16 protein-coding genes are annotated in these 14,655 nt (G+C 72.6%); 10 read left to right on the top strand and 6 right to left on the bottom strand.

Going from position 1 to position 14,655, the window contains the following annotated elements:
- Positions 1 to 8: 8 nt before the first annotated feature.
- The 5 genes from ACPPVX_RS19370 to ACPPVX_RS19390 form a co-directional block, all read right to left on the bottom strand.
- A complete protein-coding gene (locus tag ACPPVX_RS19370) occupies positions 9 to 1,019 on the bottom strand; it encodes an LLM class F420-dependent oxidoreductase (RefSeq protein ID WP_426572223.1) in 1,011 nt (336 codons plus the stop codon).
- 58 nt (positions 1,020 to 1,077) lie between these two features.
- Positions 1,078 to 1,629: a hypothetical protein gene (locus ACPPVX_RS19375; RefSeq protein WP_426572224.1), complete on the bottom strand. Its 552-nt coding sequence runs from the start codon at positions 1,627 to 1,629 to the stop codon at positions 1,078 to 1,080.
- A 144-nt stretch (positions 1,630 to 1,773) separates the two neighbouring features.
- On the bottom strand, positions 1,774 to 2,310 hold the full coding sequence (locus ACPPVX_RS19380) for a gamma-glutamylcyclotransferase family protein (RefSeq protein ID WP_426572225.1): 537 nt from the start codon (positions 2,308 to 2,310) through the stop codon (positions 1,774 to 1,776).
- A 7-nt stretch (positions 2,311 to 2,317) separates the two neighbouring features.
- Positions 2,318 to 3,193, bottom strand: a complete 876-nt coding sequence (locus ACPPVX_RS19385; RefSeq protein WP_426572226.1) for a proteasome assembly chaperone family protein — start codon at positions 3,191 to 3,193, stop codon at positions 2,318 to 2,320.
- A gap of 5 nt (positions 3,194 to 3,198) precedes the next feature.
- The gene (locus ACPPVX_RS19390; protein WP_426572227.1) at positions 3,199 to 4,236 is read right to left on the bottom strand and encodes a phosphotransferase family protein; all 1,038 of its coding nucleotides are present in this window, start codon (positions 4,234 to 4,236) and stop codon (positions 3,199 to 3,201) included.
- Between the two features lie 72 nt (positions 4,237 to 4,308).
- Here ACPPVX_RS19390 and trxA point away from each other — a divergent pair, with 72 nt between their 5' ends.
- The 6 genes from trxA to holA all read left to right on the top strand — a co-directional run bounded on the left by trxA (position 4,309) and on the right by holA (position 9,513).
- Positions 4,309 to 5,031: a thioredoxin gene (gene trxA, locus ACPPVX_RS19395; RefSeq protein WP_426572228.1), complete on the top strand. Its 723-nt coding sequence runs from the start codon at positions 4,309 to 4,311 to the stop codon at positions 5,029 to 5,031.
- A gap of 56 nt (positions 5,032 to 5,087) precedes the next feature.
- Positions 5,088 to 5,414 carry an eCIS core domain-containing protein gene (locus ACPPVX_RS19400; protein ID WP_426572229.1) on the top strand — a complete coding sequence of 109 codons (327 nt, stop codon included), beginning with the start codon at positions 5,088 to 5,090 and terminating at the stop codon, positions 5,412 to 5,414.
- A gap of 112 nt (positions 5,415 to 5,526) precedes the next feature.
- Positions 5,527 to 6,306 (top strand): helix-hairpin-helix domain-containing protein, encoded by a 780-nt coding sequence (locus ACPPVX_RS19405; RefSeq protein ID WP_426572230.1) that lies wholly within the window; start codon positions 5,527 to 5,529, stop codon positions 6,304 to 6,306.
- Positions 6,299 to 8,095, top strand: a complete 1,797-nt coding sequence (locus tag ACPPVX_RS19410) for a ComEC/Rec2 family competence protein (protein WP_426575056.1) — start codon at positions 6,299 to 6,301, stop codon at positions 8,093 to 8,095. Before ACPPVX_RS19405 ends, ACPPVX_RS19410 begins: the two co-directional genes overlap by 8 nt.
- Positions 8,096 to 8,128: 33 nt before the next feature.
- Positions 8,129 to 8,482, top strand: coding sequence for a hypothetical protein (locus ACPPVX_RS19415; RefSeq protein WP_426572231.1), 354 nt, complete (start codon positions 8,129 to 8,131; stop codon positions 8,480 to 8,482).
- Positions 8,479 to 9,513: a DNA polymerase III subunit delta gene (gene holA, locus ACPPVX_RS19420; protein WP_426572232.1), complete on the top strand. Its 1,035-nt coding sequence runs from the start codon at positions 8,479 to 8,481 to the stop codon at positions 9,511 to 9,513. Before ACPPVX_RS19415 ends, holA begins: the two co-directional genes overlap by 4 nt.
- 91 nt (positions 9,514 to 9,604) lie before the next feature.
- Here the strand turns inward: holA and rpsT are convergent, their stop codons facing one another.
- Positions 9,605 to 9,871: a 30S ribosomal protein S20 gene (gene rpsT / locus ACPPVX_RS19425; protein WP_426572233.1), complete on the bottom strand. Its 267-nt coding sequence runs from the start codon at positions 9,869 to 9,871 to the stop codon at positions 9,605 to 9,607.
- Positions 9,872 to 10,021: 150 nt separating this feature from the next.
- Between rpsT and ACPPVX_RS19430 the strand changes: the two genes are divergently transcribed.
- From ACPPVX_RS19430 to hrcA, 4 genes are all read left to right on the top strand, one after another.
- Positions 10,022 to 10,276, top strand: coding sequence for a hypothetical protein (locus ACPPVX_RS19430; RefSeq protein ID WP_426572234.1), 255 nt, complete (start codon positions 10,022 to 10,024; stop codon positions 10,274 to 10,276).
- Between the two features lie 70 nt (positions 10,277 to 10,346).
- Complete coding sequence (gene lepA / locus ACPPVX_RS19435) at positions 10,347 to 12,131, top strand: translation elongation factor 4 (protein ID WP_426572235.1); 1,785 nt, start codon at positions 10,347 to 10,349, stop codon at positions 12,129 to 12,131.
- A 51-nt stretch (positions 12,132 to 12,182) separates the two neighbouring features.
- On the top strand, positions 12,183 to 13,559 hold the full coding sequence (locus tag ACPPVX_RS19440) for a cryptochrome/photolyase family protein (RefSeq protein ID WP_426572236.1): 1,377 nt from the start codon (positions 12,183 to 12,185) through the stop codon (positions 13,557 to 13,559).
- A 96-nt stretch (positions 13,560 to 13,655) separates the two neighbouring features.
- Positions 13,656 to 14,654, top strand: coding sequence for a heat-inducible transcriptional repressor HrcA (gene hrcA / locus ACPPVX_RS19445; RefSeq protein ID WP_426572237.1), 999 nt, complete (start codon positions 13,656 to 13,658; stop codon positions 14,652 to 14,654).
- Position 14,655: the final 1 nt, after the last annotated feature.

A 14,655-nucleotide genomic window follows, 5' to 3' on the forward strand; every position in this document is an offset into this window, starting at 1 on the left:
GGTCTGGCTCAGGCGGTGCGGAGGCGCTCGATGGCGGGGCCGAACGCGCTGGGGCCCGCCTTGTAGGGGGCGTAGAAGCTGACCCGGTCGACCAGGTCGCCGAACCGGGCCAGCAGCTCGTCGCCCACCTGGTCGGGCTCGGCCACCACCGCGAACGTCCGCAGGATCTCGTCGTCGATGAGCGTGCCCATCTCCACCCACTTGCCCTGCTTCGACAGGCCGTTGAGCTCGGGCTGGAGGTCGCCCCACCCGTGGTGCTCGAGCACGCCCCGGTACGCCGGGGTCGATCCGTAGAACGCGATCTGCTCCCGCACGCCCTTGGCCGCTCCGGCCATCTCCTCCTCGGTGGACCCGGTCACCACGAACGCCGGCAGCGACAGCTGGATGTCGGCTCGGGTGCGGCCACTGGCTGCGAACCCCTCGTCGAGGGCCTTCGTGGTGACCTCGCGCAGGTACGACTCGGTGGTGAAGCCGTGGCACAGCATGCCGTCGCAGACCTCGCCGGCCACCTTGGTCATCAGCTCGCCCACGGCGGCCAGGAACACCTTCGGTGCGCCGAACTCGTTGGCGCCCGGGTTGAAGAACGGCGTCATGAGGGTGTGCTCGTAGAAGTCGCCGCGGAAGTCGAGCTTGGTGCCCTGGTCCCAGCTCTCCCAGATGGCGCGCATCGCCAGGACGAACTCGCGCATGCGGGCGGCGGGGTGCGACCACGGCATGGAGAAGCGGCGGGTGATGTGCGGCTTGATCTGGGAGCCGAGGCCCAGCAGGAAGCGACCCTCGGCGAAGGCGTTGAGGTTGTAGGCGGTCTGCGCCAGGGTCATGGGGCTGCGCGCGAACGCCACCGCGATGCCCGTGCCCAGCTCGATGCGGCTGGTGTGCTCGGCCGCCAAGGTCAGGGCCAGGAACGGGTCATGGTTGGTCTCGGCCGCCCACAGGCCGTCGAAGCCCAGCTCCTCTTGCATGCGGGCGCCCTCTGCTGCGCGCGCCAGATCGGACCCGATGCCTCCGTCTACCAACATGGCCGCAACCTACGCGACCGGACGCCGGCCCTGTCGAGCCGGCGGCGGCGGTGCTGGGCTACCGGCCGCGCTTGGCGCCCTTGCGAGCCTTGGTGGCGCGCTGCGAGGCCACCGACCTCTTGCCCACCGGCGTCTTCGCCTTCGACCGCTTGGTGCCCTTGCCCGCCACCTTGCCCTTCGCCGACGACGAGGCCTTGGCCTTCGACGCCTTCGCCTTGGCGGCCCTGGCCTTGGCGCTCTTGGTCTTGGCCGCCTTCTTGGCCTTCTCGGCCTTGACCGCGGCGAGGCGCTTCTTGCGCAGGTCGGTGGCCGACCTGCGGGCGGCCTTGGACAGCCGGTCGCTCACGCGGGCCAGGGCATCCTCGAACACCTCGGCGCGCTGGCTGTCGCCCCGGCTCTTCTTGCTGGCCGCGCCGCGCGCCCGGTCGGCCCTCACCTGGCTGCGCGCGGCCTGGCGGTAGTTCTTGGCGTACTTGTTGCGACCGCGCCGCACCCGGGCGTGCAGGTCGAGCAGCGCGTCCTCGGACAGCCCGTCGAGCCGCTTGGGCCGGGTGTCCATGATGAGCGACTGCTCGCCCTTCGACAGCGTCTTCACGATGGTCAGGTTCACGAGAGGACCTCCTGGTGCAGGCATCGGTGCCCGCTGGTCGCCACGGTGGAACCTACGCGAAGAGCTGCTCCACCGCAGGCAGATCGATCGTGGTGACGTCGACGACGAGCTGCCCGACGTCCGCGACAGGCCGGACGCGCCCGTTCAGGAAGTCGCGTCGGCGAGGCGCAGCCCGGTGCGGGCGGCGTCGATCTCCCTGGCGGCGGCGGCGAGCCCGTGGGCCGTGGCGCCATCGAGGCACTCGTGGAGGTAGGCCCGCTCCACGACGAGCGGCTCGGCGACGGGGACCGCCCCGAGCCGCCGACCCTCCCGGGGCACGAAGGTCCACACCGCCTCGCCGGCCCCGTCACCGGCCACGTCACCCACCTCGGCCAGCTGGTACGCCGCCTCGCGCCCGACGAGCGCGGCGACATCGGGCTCGGTGAGCCGCAGGACCAAACCCTGGCACGCGCCGTCGGGATCGGCGGTCAGGCCGAGGACCAGCCGGCGGTGGATCGGGCCGGTGGGGTCGCCGGCGAGCGCGAAGGTGCGGGCCGACACGACGTCCCACGACCGCCGCCACCCGTGGAGCACGAACGGTGCCGCGGCCGGGGGCGCGGACCGGTGGGCGAGCGTGCGCAGCACCGAGCCCGGCTGCATGAGCGACCCGTAGGCGAACACGCACCGGTCGCCCGCGGCCACGGGACGACTACTCGGTGGGGCCCTGGTCGCGGAGGAACTGCTCGACCTCGGCGGCGAGCTCGTCGGCCGACGGGATGTCGGCGTCGGGCGTGGGCGCGGCCTGGGTCATCTCGTCGTGGCGGGCCTCGAGGGCGTGGAGCATCCCGAGGTGCTCGACGTTGCCCTCGACGGCGGTGTCGAGGCGCTGCCGGGTGTCCTCGGCGTCCTGGGCCAGGTTGCCCGTGGGCAAGGTGAGCCCGGCGACGCGCTCGAGGTGGCGGAGCAGGGCCAGGCTGCCGGCGGAGTAGGGCGTGGGGTCGCCGCTGACGTAGTGCGGCACCTGCGCCCAGAGGCCGATCGACGGGATGTCGAGCTCGTCGCAGCGGCGCTCGATGACGGCCTGCACGCCGGCGGGCACGTCGAGGGTGCCCCGCAGGAGGCCGGAGACCGACGCCAGCTCCGGCGTGGCGGCGGTGACCGACAGGGTGACGGGCCGGGTGTGGGGCACGGCGGCCGGGTAGGCGCCCAGGCCCACCACCATCCGGGTGCCGAACGCCTGGGCCAGGCCGAGGGCGGCCTCGGTGAACGCCTTCCAGGAGTGGTCCGGCTCGGCGCCGAGGAGCAGGAGGAGGTCGTTGCCCGCCTCGTCGATGCCGGCGCGCAGCTCGAGGCTGGGCCACGACAGACCGGTGTTGACCCCGTCGACGAGGTGCATGACGGGCCGGCGGGCCCGGTGGTCGAGCAGGGCATCGGTGTCGAACGTGGCCACGGGGTACGAATCGATGCCGTTGAGCAGGGTCTGGGCCGCGGTGGTGGCGGCGTAGCCCGCGTCGATCCAGCCTTCGAGCACCATCACCATGACGGGGTCCTCGAGTGAGGGCTGGTCGTGCAGTTCGTACAGCAAGGGGTTCAGGCTTCCATCCGGTCGAGGGCGTCGAGCGACGCTCGGCCCAGGAGGCGGACGGTACTGCCGAACGCCTCGGCATCGGCACCGTCGTCGCCCATGGCTCCGGCCTTGTAACGGGTGTACACGCCTTCGAGGATGCAGGCGAGCTTCCAGTAGCCGAAGGCCACGTAGTAGTCGAGGTCGCCCACGGGCCGGCCGCCGGCGTCCTGGTAGGCCTGCACCAGCTCGGCGCGGCTGGGGAACCCTTCGAGGGTGGTGGCCGAGCCGGGCAGGGCGGCGAGCTGGTCGCCGGCCTCGGTCCAGTAGACCATCAAGACGCCCAGGTCGGCGAGGGGATCGCCCAGGGTGCAGAGCTCCCAGTCGAGCACCGCGATCACGTCGCCGTCGTCGTCGACCATGCAGTTGTCGAGCCGGTAGTCGCCGTGGACGATGGCCGGGGCGCCCTGCTCGGGGATGTGCTCGAGCAGCCGCTCGTAGGCGGCGGTGACCTCCTCGACCTCACGGGTGCGGGCCTGCTCGAACTGGTTGCTCCAGCGCTTGAGCTGCCGGGCGATGTAGCCCTCCTTGCGGCCCAGCTCACCGAGGCCCACGGCGTCGGGGTCGACGGCGTGGATCTTGGCCAGCGTGGCGGCGATGGAGCGGCCGGCGGCGGCGCGCTGCTCGACCGTGAGCTTGTCGGCCACGAACGCATCGCGGATGACGAGGCCGTCGACGAACTCCATCACGTAGAAGGGCGCGCCGTTGATGCTCTCGTCGGTGCAGAGGCCGACCACCGGGGCGACGGGCACATCGGTGGGGGCGAGGGCGGAGATGATCCGGTGCTCGCGGCCCATGTCGTGGGCCGTGGCCAGCACGTGGCCGGTGGGTGGGCGGCGCAGCACCCAGTCGCCGTCGGCGGTGTCGGTGACCCGGTAGGTGAGGTTGGAGCGGCCGCCGGCGATGAGCTCGAACGACAGCGGGGGTGCCGCGTCGGCGTGCTCCGTGAACCATGCGGTCACCGCGGGGACGTCGATGCCGGGGATGGATGCCTCGTCGTTCATCACGGCCGAACCTAGCCCTCGTCCCGCCGGCCCACCGGCGGGCCGGGCGGGGTGCGCCGGTATCGTTGCCGGATGGTCGATGTCACGGAAGCAACGTTCGAAGCCGAGATCGTGGCCCGGTCCCACGAGGTGCCGGTGATCGTCGATCTGTGGGCCGAGTGGTGCGGGCCGTGCAAGGCCCTCACGCCGATCCTCGAGAAGGTGATCGACGAGACCGACGGGCAGGTCGTGCTGGCCAAGGTCGACATCGATGCCAACCCGCGCCTGGCCGAGTCGTTCAACGTGCAGAGCATCCCGGCGGTGTTCGCCATCCGCGACGGCAAGATCGCCGGCAGCTTCATCGGCGCCCAGCCCGAGGCGGCGGTCCGGGACTTCATCGAGCAGGTGCTGCCGAGCGCCGACGAGCAGCTGGTGGCCGACCTGATGGATGCCGGTGACGAGGTGGCGCTGCAGCAGGCCCTGGTTGCCGTGCCCGGGCACCCCGCGGCCACCGTCGCCCTCGCCGAGCTCTACGTGGCGGAGGGGCGCACCGACGAGGCGCTCGCCACCCTGGCGAAGATCCCCGAGACGGCCGAGACCCGTCGGGTGGCCGCCCTGGCCCGCACCGGCGCCGAAGGGGGCGACGGGGCCGACGGCCCGCTCGCCGATGTCGAGGCCACCCTGGCCGACCTGCTCCCGAACGTGAAGGCCGACGAGGATGCCCGCCAGCAGTTCCTCGACCTGCTCGAGCTGATGGGCCCCGACGACCCCCGCACGGCCGAGTGGCGCAAGCAGCTGTCCCGCCAGATGTTCTGACGGGGTCTGGCGCGGGCATCCCGCGCCGGAGCCACCCCACCCGCAAGGCTGGCCGCGTGGCTCTCGGGACGATCGAGCGACGACCCGGCTACCGCCTCTGGGTGGGAGGGCCGGTACCGCCGGGTGCGGCCGCGTGGACCCTCGGGTCGCTGGTGATCGTGCGCTCGCGCCACGCCGGCAACGAGCACCTCCTCGCCCACGAGCTCGAGCACGTGCGCCAGTACCAGCGGCTGGGCTTCGCCGGCTTCTTGACCCGCTACCTGGTGGCCTACGGCACCTGGCGCGCCCGCGGGTACGGCCACCAGGCCGCGTACCGCCGCATCCCCGCCGAGGTCAGCGCCGAGTGGCGCGCCCGCCGGCTCCTGCACATCGGCTGCGACTGAAGCGGAGCGTTCCGGCGCCTCTGCCTCCCCGCGGGTGGGGCGCCCGGCCTGCCGCCGGTAGGTTCCCGATCGCCTTCCCCGTCCTGCCCGCTCATGCGCGCTCGGAGGGGCCATGGCCCACCGTTCCATCCACCGTCCCGATCTCGACGACCCCTCGCCGTTCTCCACCGGGCTCGCCTCCCGGACCGTCCTGGGCCGGCCCCTGCCCCGCCCGACGATGGGGTGGCTGGTCGGCGCGGCCCTCCTGTGCGCGGCGGGCGTGGCGTGCTGGTGGCTGCTCCGGCCCGCGGCGCCACCCGTCGAGTCGTCGCTCCCGCTGGCGCCATCGGGGGCCGCGTCGGCCGCGAGCGCGTCCACCGGCGCCCCGCTCTCGGCCTCGCCCTCATCGACCTCGACCACCGTGGCCGACCTGGTGGTGCAGGCCGCGGGGGCGCTGGCCAAGCCGGGGGTGTACCACCTGCCCACCGGCGCCCGCGTCGTCGACCTGGTGCACGAGGCGGGCGGGTTCACCCACCGGGCCGACACCGACCGGGTGAACCTGGCCTCGCCGTTGGCCGATGGCCAGCGGATCTGGGTGCCGGCCATCGGTCAGACCGAGGCTCCTGACGTGATCGCCGGCAGCTCGGGCGGAGGCGGCGGCGCTTCCGGTGGCGCCGTCGCCGGATCAGGGTCGGGTGCCGGGGCCGCCGTCACCCCTGCCGACCCGGTCGACCTCAACGCCGCCACGGCCGAGGAGCTCGACGCGCTCCCCGGCGTCGGTCCGGCCACGGCCGCGGCGATCCTCAGCTACCGGGACCAGAACGGGCCCTTCTCCTCGGTCGACGACCTGCTGGAGGTGCGTGGGATCGGCGACGCCAAGCTCGAGCAGCTGCGCCCGCTTGTCCGTGTCTGACCAGGCCGAGCGGTCCGCCGAACCGGCGGGGGCATCGTCACCCCCGCTCCCCGGGCCCCTGGCGGTCCGCGGCCAGCTCGGCGACGGGGCCGCGGTGGCGCTGGCGGTTGCCGCCTCGCTCGGGGCGTGGTGGCACCGGCCGCTGCCCCTGGCGATCGGCGTGGGCCTGGCGGTCACCGGGGTCCTCGTGCGCCGGTCAGCGGTGCTGGTCGTCGCTGTGTTCGTGCTGGCGGGCACCTTGGGCGCTCGGGCCTACGCCGGGCTCGCGCCGCTCGGGGCCCGCCCCTTCCAGGGCACCGTCACCCTGGTCGCCGACCCGGCAACCACGCCCTTCGGCGCCACCGCCGACGCCAGGGTCGACGGCCACCGCGTCGAGGTCGAGGCCAGCGGCGCGGCCGCGGGAGCCCTCGGCGCGTCGTTGGCAGGGGAGGTGCTGCTGGTCACCGGCCACCTGGGCCCTCCTCCGCCGCACTCGCCGTGGCTGGTGCCTCGCCACGTCGCCGGGCGCTTGACCGTCACCACGGCCGAGCGGTCCGGAGGTGGCGCCGCGCCGTGGCGGGCCGCCAACCGCTTCCGACGGCTGCTGTCGAACGGCGCGGCTGTGATGCCTGAGCCCGAGCGCTCGCTGTACGGGGGCTTCGTGCTGGGCGATGATCGCAACCAGGCCCCCGAGATCGTCGACGACTTCCGCGGCTCGGGCCTCACCCACGTCCTGGTGGTCTCGGGTCAGAACGTCGCCTACGTGCTGGTCCTCGTGGCGCCCGTCCTGCGGAGACTGTCGTGGCGGGGACGGTGGCTCCTCACCATCGCCGTGATCGGGGCCTTCGCCGTGGTGACCCGGTTCGAGCCCTCGGTGCTGAGGGCGTCGGCCATGGCGGCCATCGCCGTCACGGCGGGAGCGGTGGGCCGGCCGGTCGGGGCGGTGCGCACCCTCGCGCTGGCGGTCGCCGGGCTGGTGCTCATCGATCCGCTCCTCGTCCGGTCCGTCGGGTTCCAGCTGTCGGTGGGCGCCTCCCTGGCGATCGCGGTGCTGGCCCAGCCCATCGCCCGGCTCCTGCCCGGCCCGCGGCTGCTGGCCGAAGCCGTCGGCGTCACCCTGGCCGCTCAGGTGGGGGTCGCCCCGGTGCTCATCCCTCGGGCCGGAGGCCTGCCCGTCGTGTCGGTCGTCGCCAACCCGCTCGCCGTCCCCGTCGCCGGCGTCGTCACCACGTGGGGCCTCCCCGCCGGCGTGGTCGCGGGCATCGGGGGCCCCGCCGTCGCCCGGATCGTCCACCTACCCACCCAGGTCATGATCGGGTGGGTGGCCGCGGTCGCCCGGATCGGGGCGTCGCTCCCGCTGGGGACCATCGGCTGGCCGCACCTCGCGGTGCTGGTGGCCGCCGCCCTGGTCGCCGCACGCGTGCCTCGCCTGCGGGTGGGTGCCGGGGTGGTGGCCGTGGTGGCGCTCCTCGCTCCGGCGCTGGTCCTGCGGTCGCCGCCGCCGAGCGAGTCGCTCGGGCACGGGGCCGTGGTCCACCGCGGCGGGGGCGCCACGGTGGTGGTGCTGCCGTCGAGGGCGCAGCCGGGCGGCGTGCTCCAGGACCTGCGCGGGGCCGGGGTGCGCCGGATCGATCTGCTCCTGATCGACGGGGGCGATGTCGCGGGGCTGGCCAGGAGCGTGCGCCACCGGTGGCCGGTCGGTCGCGTGCTCGATGCCCGGACCACGGCGCCGGTCCGGCTGCGGCTGGGCTCGCTCACCATCGACGTGGTGCCCCCGGGCCCGCCCGAGGTGGTCGCCGAGCCGCCGTGACCCGGTGGCGGGGGTGGGCGGTAGGGTCCGGCGGTGGTCGTCGAACACGTGCGCATCGAGAACCTTGCCGAGGCAGACGACGCCCTCGCGAAGGCGGGCGACGTGGTCGATCTGGTCCTGGCCGTGGTGGTCCGCGCCACCGTGCCGGCCTGGCTCGGAGCGGCGGTCGAGCGGGCGCACCGTGCCGGGCGGTCCGTGATCGTGATCGCCGAGCCGCTCGGCGATCCTGCCGGCGAGGAGCTGGCCGGCTGGGAGATCGGGGTGGCCACGGCCGCGCTGGCCGCAGGCGTCGACGAGGTGCGGGGGATCGATGCCCGCCGGGTGGAACGGGTGCGCACGGTGCTCGGGCTGCTCGACGCGGCCGCCGCCCACGAGGTGGCGCCGTGACCGCCCGCAAGCCCGTCTACCTGCTCAAGGGCAGCGATCCGGTGCTGCTCGGCGACGCCGCCAGCACGCTCATCGACCAGCTGGTCGACGGGGGTGACCGGTCGCTGCTCGTCGACGAGTTCGACCTCGACTCGGCCAAGCTGGCCGCCGCGCTCGATGCCGCCCAAACCCCGCCGTTCCTCACCGACCACCGCATCGTCGTCGTCCGCAAGTTCGGCCGCTTCTCGAAGGGCGAGGAGGTGGCCGGGGTGGTGGCCTACCTCGAGGACCCCTCGCCGTTCGCGGCGCTGGTCCTGGTGGGGGAGAAGACGGCGCTCACCCGCGAGAGCGAGGACGGCGAGCCGTTCACCAAGTCGCCCAAGCTGCCGCCCGCCCTCACCAAGGCCGTCACCGCGGCGGGCGGCGAGGTCATCAGCACCGATGCGGCGTCGGGCAAGGGCATGTCGGCCTGGGTGGCCGACCAGTTCGCCGAGGCCGGCCTCGACATCGAGCCGGCGGTGCGGGAGAAGATCGTCAAGAACATCGGCGAGGACGGCGGCGCCGTCGTCGGCATCATCGAGCGGCTCAAGGGCGCGTTCACGCCGGGGACCCGGCTGCGGCTCGCCGATGTGGAGCCGTTCATCGGCCAGGCCGGTGGCGTGCCGCCCTGGGACCTCACCGACGCCATCGATCAAGGCGACGTGCCCCTCGCCCTCGATCGGCTCCAGCGGATGATGGGGGCCGGCGACCGCCACTCGCTCGCCATCATGGCCACCCTGCAGTCGCACTACCTCCGCATGATCAAGCTCGACGGCGCCAACGTGCGCAGCGAGAAGGACGCCGCCGCCATCTTGGGCATGAAGGGCTCCACGTTCCCGGCCAAGAAGGCCATGAACCAGGGCCGCAAGCTGGGCTCGACCGGCCTGAAGCGTTCCCTCGCCCTGCTGGCCGGCGCCGACGTCGACCTCCGCGGCTCGCGGGCCTGGCCCGACGACCTCATCATGGAGGTCCTCGTCGCCCGCCTCGCCCGCCTCTCGCGCACGTCGCGCTGACCGGCCGCGGCACCGGGCCCAAAACGAGGAACGACCCCGCCACCTTGCGGTGAGCGGGGTCGATCAGCGGGCCGGCGTGCCGGCCCGGGTGTCAGGCAGCAGAGGCTGCCGCGAGGCGCTTGGCCAGGCGGGACTTGCGGCGGGCCGCAGCGTTCTTGTGGATCACGCCCTTGGTGGCGGCCTTGTCGATGCGCTTCATCGCGATGCGCTCGGCGTCGGCCGCGTTCTCGGCGCCGGACTCGGCGGCGGAGATGGCGCCCTTGGTGCGCGTGCGAAGCTCGGAACGCACCGCCTTGTTGGCGATGCGGGCCTTCTCGTTCTGTCGGTTGCGCTTGATCTGGCTCTTGATGTTGGCCACGGTGGCTCGTGCTCCACTTCTACGTCTGAAAGCTGGACCAGCGTAGTGGGGCCAACCCCTCCGTGTCACACCCGGCTCCTACGATGTTGCTCACCACCCCTTCGGCCCACCCGGGTCCACCTGTTGCCAACCCGTTCCCGAAGGACCACGATGACCACCGACATCGCTCGCCGCCACGCCCTCTACGAGCACGCTCGGGACACGTGGGGCGCCGACACCGCTGAGACGCTGATGGACCTCCTTCCCACCGACCCGAACGAGCTCGTGACCAAGTCGGACCTCGCCGTCTTCGGTGCGGATCTCCGGGCCGAGCTGGTCGGGAAGATGGCGGACCAGACTCGGATGCTCGTGCTCGCCATGGTCACCATGACGGTGACGATCGTCCTTGCCGTCGTGTTCGCCTGACCTGGTGGGCTGTCGGGCGAACCGGCCCGATTGGTAGCGTCGTCAGACCCGCTCCGCAGTCGAAGGCCCCATGGACCAGTCCCGCATCCGCAACTTCAGCGTCATCGCGCACATCGATCACGGGAAGACCACGCTGAGCGACCGGATCCTCGAGGTCACCGGCGCGGTCAGCGCCCGAGACATGCGGGCCCAGTTCCTCGACTCGATGGACATCGAGCGCGAGCGCGGCATCACCATCAAGCTGCAGTCGGTCACCCTCGGGTACCAGGGCCACACCCTGAACATGATCGACACGCCCGGCCACGTCGACTTCGGCTACGAGGTCAGCCGCTCCCTCGCCGCCTGCGAAGGCGTGATCCTGCTGGTCGACGCCGCCCAGGGGATCGAGGCCCAGACCCTCGCCAACTGCTACCTCGCCCTCGAGAACGACCTCGAGATCGTCGCCTGCCTCAACAAGATCGACCTGCCCGCCGCCGACCCCGACCTGTACGCCGCCGAGATCGAGAACATCCTCGGCATCCCGGCCGACGACATCTTGCGCATCAGCGCCAAGACCGGCGAGGGCGTGCCCGAGCTGCTCGAGGCGGTGATCGAGCGCATCCCGGCTCCCACCGGCCACGTCGACGAGCCGCTCCAGGCCCTGATCTTCGACTCGCACTTCGACCAGTTCCGCGGCGTGGTCTCCAGCGTCCGCGTGGTCAACGGCACCATGCGCACCGGCGAGAAGCTCAAGTTCATGCAGGCCGGCGTCAGCTACGAGGCCGACGAGGTCGGCGTCCGCAACCCCACGCCCACCCCGGTCAAGGAGCTCGGCCCCGGCGAGACCGGCTACCTCATCGCCGGCATCAAGGACGTCGCCGAGGCCCGCTCCGGCGAGACCGTCACCACCGCCCGCCACGGGGCCGAGGTCCCGCTCGACGGCTACCGCGACCCCAAGCCCATGGTGTTCTGCGGCATCTACCCGATCGACGGCGATCAGTTCCCCGACCTGCGCGAGGCGCTCGACAAGATGCGCCTGAGCGACGCCAGCGTCACGTTCGAGCCCGAGACCTCGGGCGCCCTCGGCTTCGGGTTCCGCTGCGGCTTCCTCGGCCTGCTCCACATGGAGATCGTCCGCGAGCGACTCGAGCGCGAGTTCGACTTGAGCCTCATCGCCACCGCGCCCAGCGTCGCCTACCTGGTCAACAAGACCAACGGCGACCAGGTCGAGGTCGACAACCCGTCCGAGATGCCGTCCGCCGCCGAGATCGAGAGCATCGAGGAGCCCTGGTTCGACGTCACCGTCCTGACGCCGTCCGACTACACGGGCACGATCATGGACCTCTGCCAGACGCGGCGGGGCGAGATGGACAAGCTCGAGTACCTGTCGCCCGAGCGGGTCGAGCTCAAGTACAGGATCCCGCTCGCCGAGGTGGTCACCGACTTCTTCGACCAGCTCAAGAGCCGCACCCAGGGCTACGCGTCCCTCGACTACGAGGCGGCCGGGTACGACATCTCCAACCTCGTCCGGGTCGACGTCCTGCTCAACGCCACGCCGGTCGACGCCTTCTCGATGGTGATCCACCGCGACAAGGCCGACGAGTACGGCCGCAAGATGTGCGAGAAGCTCAAGGAGCTCATCCCGCGCCAGATGTTCGACGTGCCGATCCAGGCGGCCATCGGCGGCCGGATCATCGCCCGCCAGACCGTGAAGGCCAAGCGCAAGGACGTGCTGGCCAAGTGCTACGGCGGCGACATCACCCGCAAGCGCAAGCTGCTCGAGAAGCAGAAGGAGGGCAAGAAGAAGATGAAGAACATCGGCCGCGTCGAAGTTCCCCAGGAAGCCTTCGTGAGCGCCCTCAAGCTCGACGACTGATCTCGCTCCTGGTGCATCCGACCGGGCCTTCGGCCTCGTAGACCCCGGCAGATGGCCATCACGCCCGGTTCGATCGGGATCGTCTGGTTCCGGCGGGATCTCCGCCTGGCCGACAACCCTGCCCTGCGGGTGGCTGCGCGCGCCCACGACCTGGTGGTGCCCGTGTTCGTGCACGACTCGGTCCTCGCCGCGCACGCGGGCGCCAACCGCACCGCGTACCTGCACGCCACGCTCGATGCGCTCGACGCCGATCTGGGCGGGCTCCTCGTGGAGCGGGCCGGAGATCCGGCCGCGGTCGTGGCGTCGCTGGCGGCGGAGGTGGAGGCGCCCACGGTGTACGTGGCCGAGGACTTCGGCCCGTACGGACGGCGGCGCGACGACGAGGTCGAGGTCCGGTTGCTGGCCGACGGCCGCGCCCTCCGGCGCGTGGGCAGCCCGTACGCGGTGGCGCCCGGGTCGGTGTTCACGAAGAGCGGATCGCCGTTCAAGGTGTTCACCCCGTTCGCCCGAGCGTGGCGGGAGCACGGGTGGATCCTTCCGCTCGAGAGCGTCCCCACGGCCTCGTTCGTCGGTGGTCTGGCCGGGGGCGGCCGACCGCCCACCCCCGAGCCCGAGGCGCGGGGGCCCATGCCGCCGGCAGGGGAGCGCGCCGCCCACGACGCCGCCGACGCGTTCCTCGACGGCCTCGTCGGCGGGTACCGCGACGGCCGCGACCGGCCCGACCACGACCGCACCAGCCGCCTGTCGCCTCACCTGAAGTTCGGCACCGTGCATCCCCGCCAGCTGCTGGCCCGGCTGTCCGACGAGCCGGGGCCCAGCACGTTCGCCACCGAGCTGGCCTGGCGCGAGTTCTACGCCGACGTGCTGTACCACTCGCCCGAGACCGTGCGGCGCAACGTCAACGCCTCGCTCGGCGGTCTCGTCTGGGACACCGGGAGCCTGGCCGACGATCGCTTCGATGCCTGGTGCCAGGGCCGGACGGGGTACCCGATCGTCGACGCGGGCATGCGCCAGCTGCTCGACGAGGGGTGGATGCACAACCGCGTCCGCATGATCGCGGCCTCGTTCCTGGTGAAGGACCTGCACCTCGACTGGCGGCGAGGGGCCGCCTGGTTCCTGCGCCACCTGTACGACGGCGACCTGGCGTCGAACACCCACGGCTGGCAGTGGACCGCCGGCACGGGCACCGACGCCGCCCCGTTCTTCCGGGTGTTCAACCCCACCACCCAGGGCCTGCGGTTCGACCCCGACGGCGACTACGTGCGCCGCTACGTGCCGGAGCTGCGGGCGATGGAGGGGTCGGCCGTCCACGAGCCGTGGAAGCTGGCCGGCGACCTGTTCGGGGCGCCCGCCGACGGCTACCCGCCACCGATCGTCGACCACGCCGCCGAGCGCGCCGAGACCCTCGCCCGGTACCAGCAGCGCTGAGCCGGACGGGCAGGTCACACCCACCTGAGGGGGCAACCTGCTCCGGGCCGTTGGCACTCGGTAGGATCGAGTGCCAACGAGACCTGAGAGGTGTGCGTGCTCGACGAGCGCAAGGCATCGATCCTCCGTGCTGTGGTGGAGGAGTACATCCAGACCGCGCAACCCGTCGGCTCCGGCCACATCGCCAGCGCGCCCGGGGTGCAGGTCTCGTCGGCCACCGTCCGCAACGAGATGGCGGCGCTGGAGACCGAGGGCTTCTTGGCCCAGCCGCACACGTCGGCCGGCCGGATCCCCACCGAGAAGGGCTACCGCTACTTCGTCGACGCCCTCACGCAGCCTTCGCTCGACCGCAACGCCAGCCAGCAGGTGCGGGCCTTCTTCGACCAGGCCCACGGCGAGATCGAGCAGATGCTCGCCGACACCACCCGGCTCCTCACCGGCCTCACCGACTACGCGGCGGTCGTCGTGGGCTCCCCGCACGAGGTGGCCACGGTCCGTTCGGTCCAGCTGGTGTCGCTCGCCCCCAGCACCGTGCTGTTCGTCGCCGTGCTCGGCAACGGGGCCATCGAGAAGCGCACCATCGAGCTGGCGGCCGATGTCGACGAGGACGTGCTGGCCCAGGCCGGCCGCGCCGTGCTCGGCCACGTCAGCGGGGCGCCCCTGTCGGCGGCCGCGGCCGTGCCCCCGGCCCCCGACGCCCCGGTCGAGGAGGTGCTGGCCGCGGTCCGGTCCGCGGTGGCCTCCGGCGGGCACGACGAGATCGACCACGTCTACGTCAACGGAACCTCCCGCATGGCGGCGTCGTTCGAGGCGGTCGAGACGGTCCGTTCGGTGCTCACCATCCTCGAGCAGCAGCTCGTGGTGGTCACGTTGCTGCGTGACGTGGTCGACCGCGGCCTCAACGTGGCGATCGGCAGCGAGACGGGCATGCAGCCCCTCGCCGACTGCGCCCTGGTGGTGGCCCCGTACACCGTCGACGGCGAGCAGGTCGGCACGGTCGGCGTGCTCGGCCCCACCCGCATGAACTATCCCCAAGCCCTTGCCGCCGTCGCCGTCGTCGGCCAACGGCTCGGGAACCGACTGAGCGAAGGCTGAA

The sequence above is a fragment of the Aquihabitans sp. McL0605 genome (assembly GCF_049993875.1).
Classification (GTDB): domain Bacteria; phylum Actinomycetota; class Acidimicrobiia; order Acidimicrobiales; family Iamiaceae; genus Aquihabitans.

Excerpts from the sequence above, each read along its gene's own strand:
- ACPPVX_RS19405 (WP_426572230.1), top strand. The coding sequence starts at position 5,527 with ATGGCCCACCGTTCCATCCACCGTCCCGATCTCGACGACCCCTCGCCG.
- lepA (WP_426572235.1), top strand. The coding sequence starts at position 10,347 with ATGGACCAGTCCCGCATCCGCAACTTCAGCGTCATCGCGCACATCGAT.
- trxA (WP_426572228.1), top strand. The coding sequence starts at position 4,309 with ATGGTCGATGTCACGGAAGCAACGTTCGAAGCCGAGATCGTGGCCCGG.
- ACPPVX_RS19390 (WP_426572227.1), bottom strand. The coding sequence starts at position 4,236 with ATGAACGACGAGGCATCCATCCCCGGCATCGACGTCCCCGCGGTGACC.
- ACPPVX_RS19440 (WP_426572236.1), top strand. The coding sequence starts at position 12,183 with ATGGCCATCACGCCCGGTTCGATCGGGATCGTCTGGTTCCGGCGGGAT.
- ACPPVX_RS19430 (WP_426572234.1), top strand. The coding sequence starts at position 10,022 with ATGACCACCGACATCGCTCGCCGCCACGCCCTCTACGAGCACGCTCGG.
- ACPPVX_RS19370 (WP_426572223.1), bottom strand. The coding sequence starts at position 1,019 with ATGTTGGTAGACGGAGGCATCGGGTCCGATCTGGCGCGCGCAGCAGAG.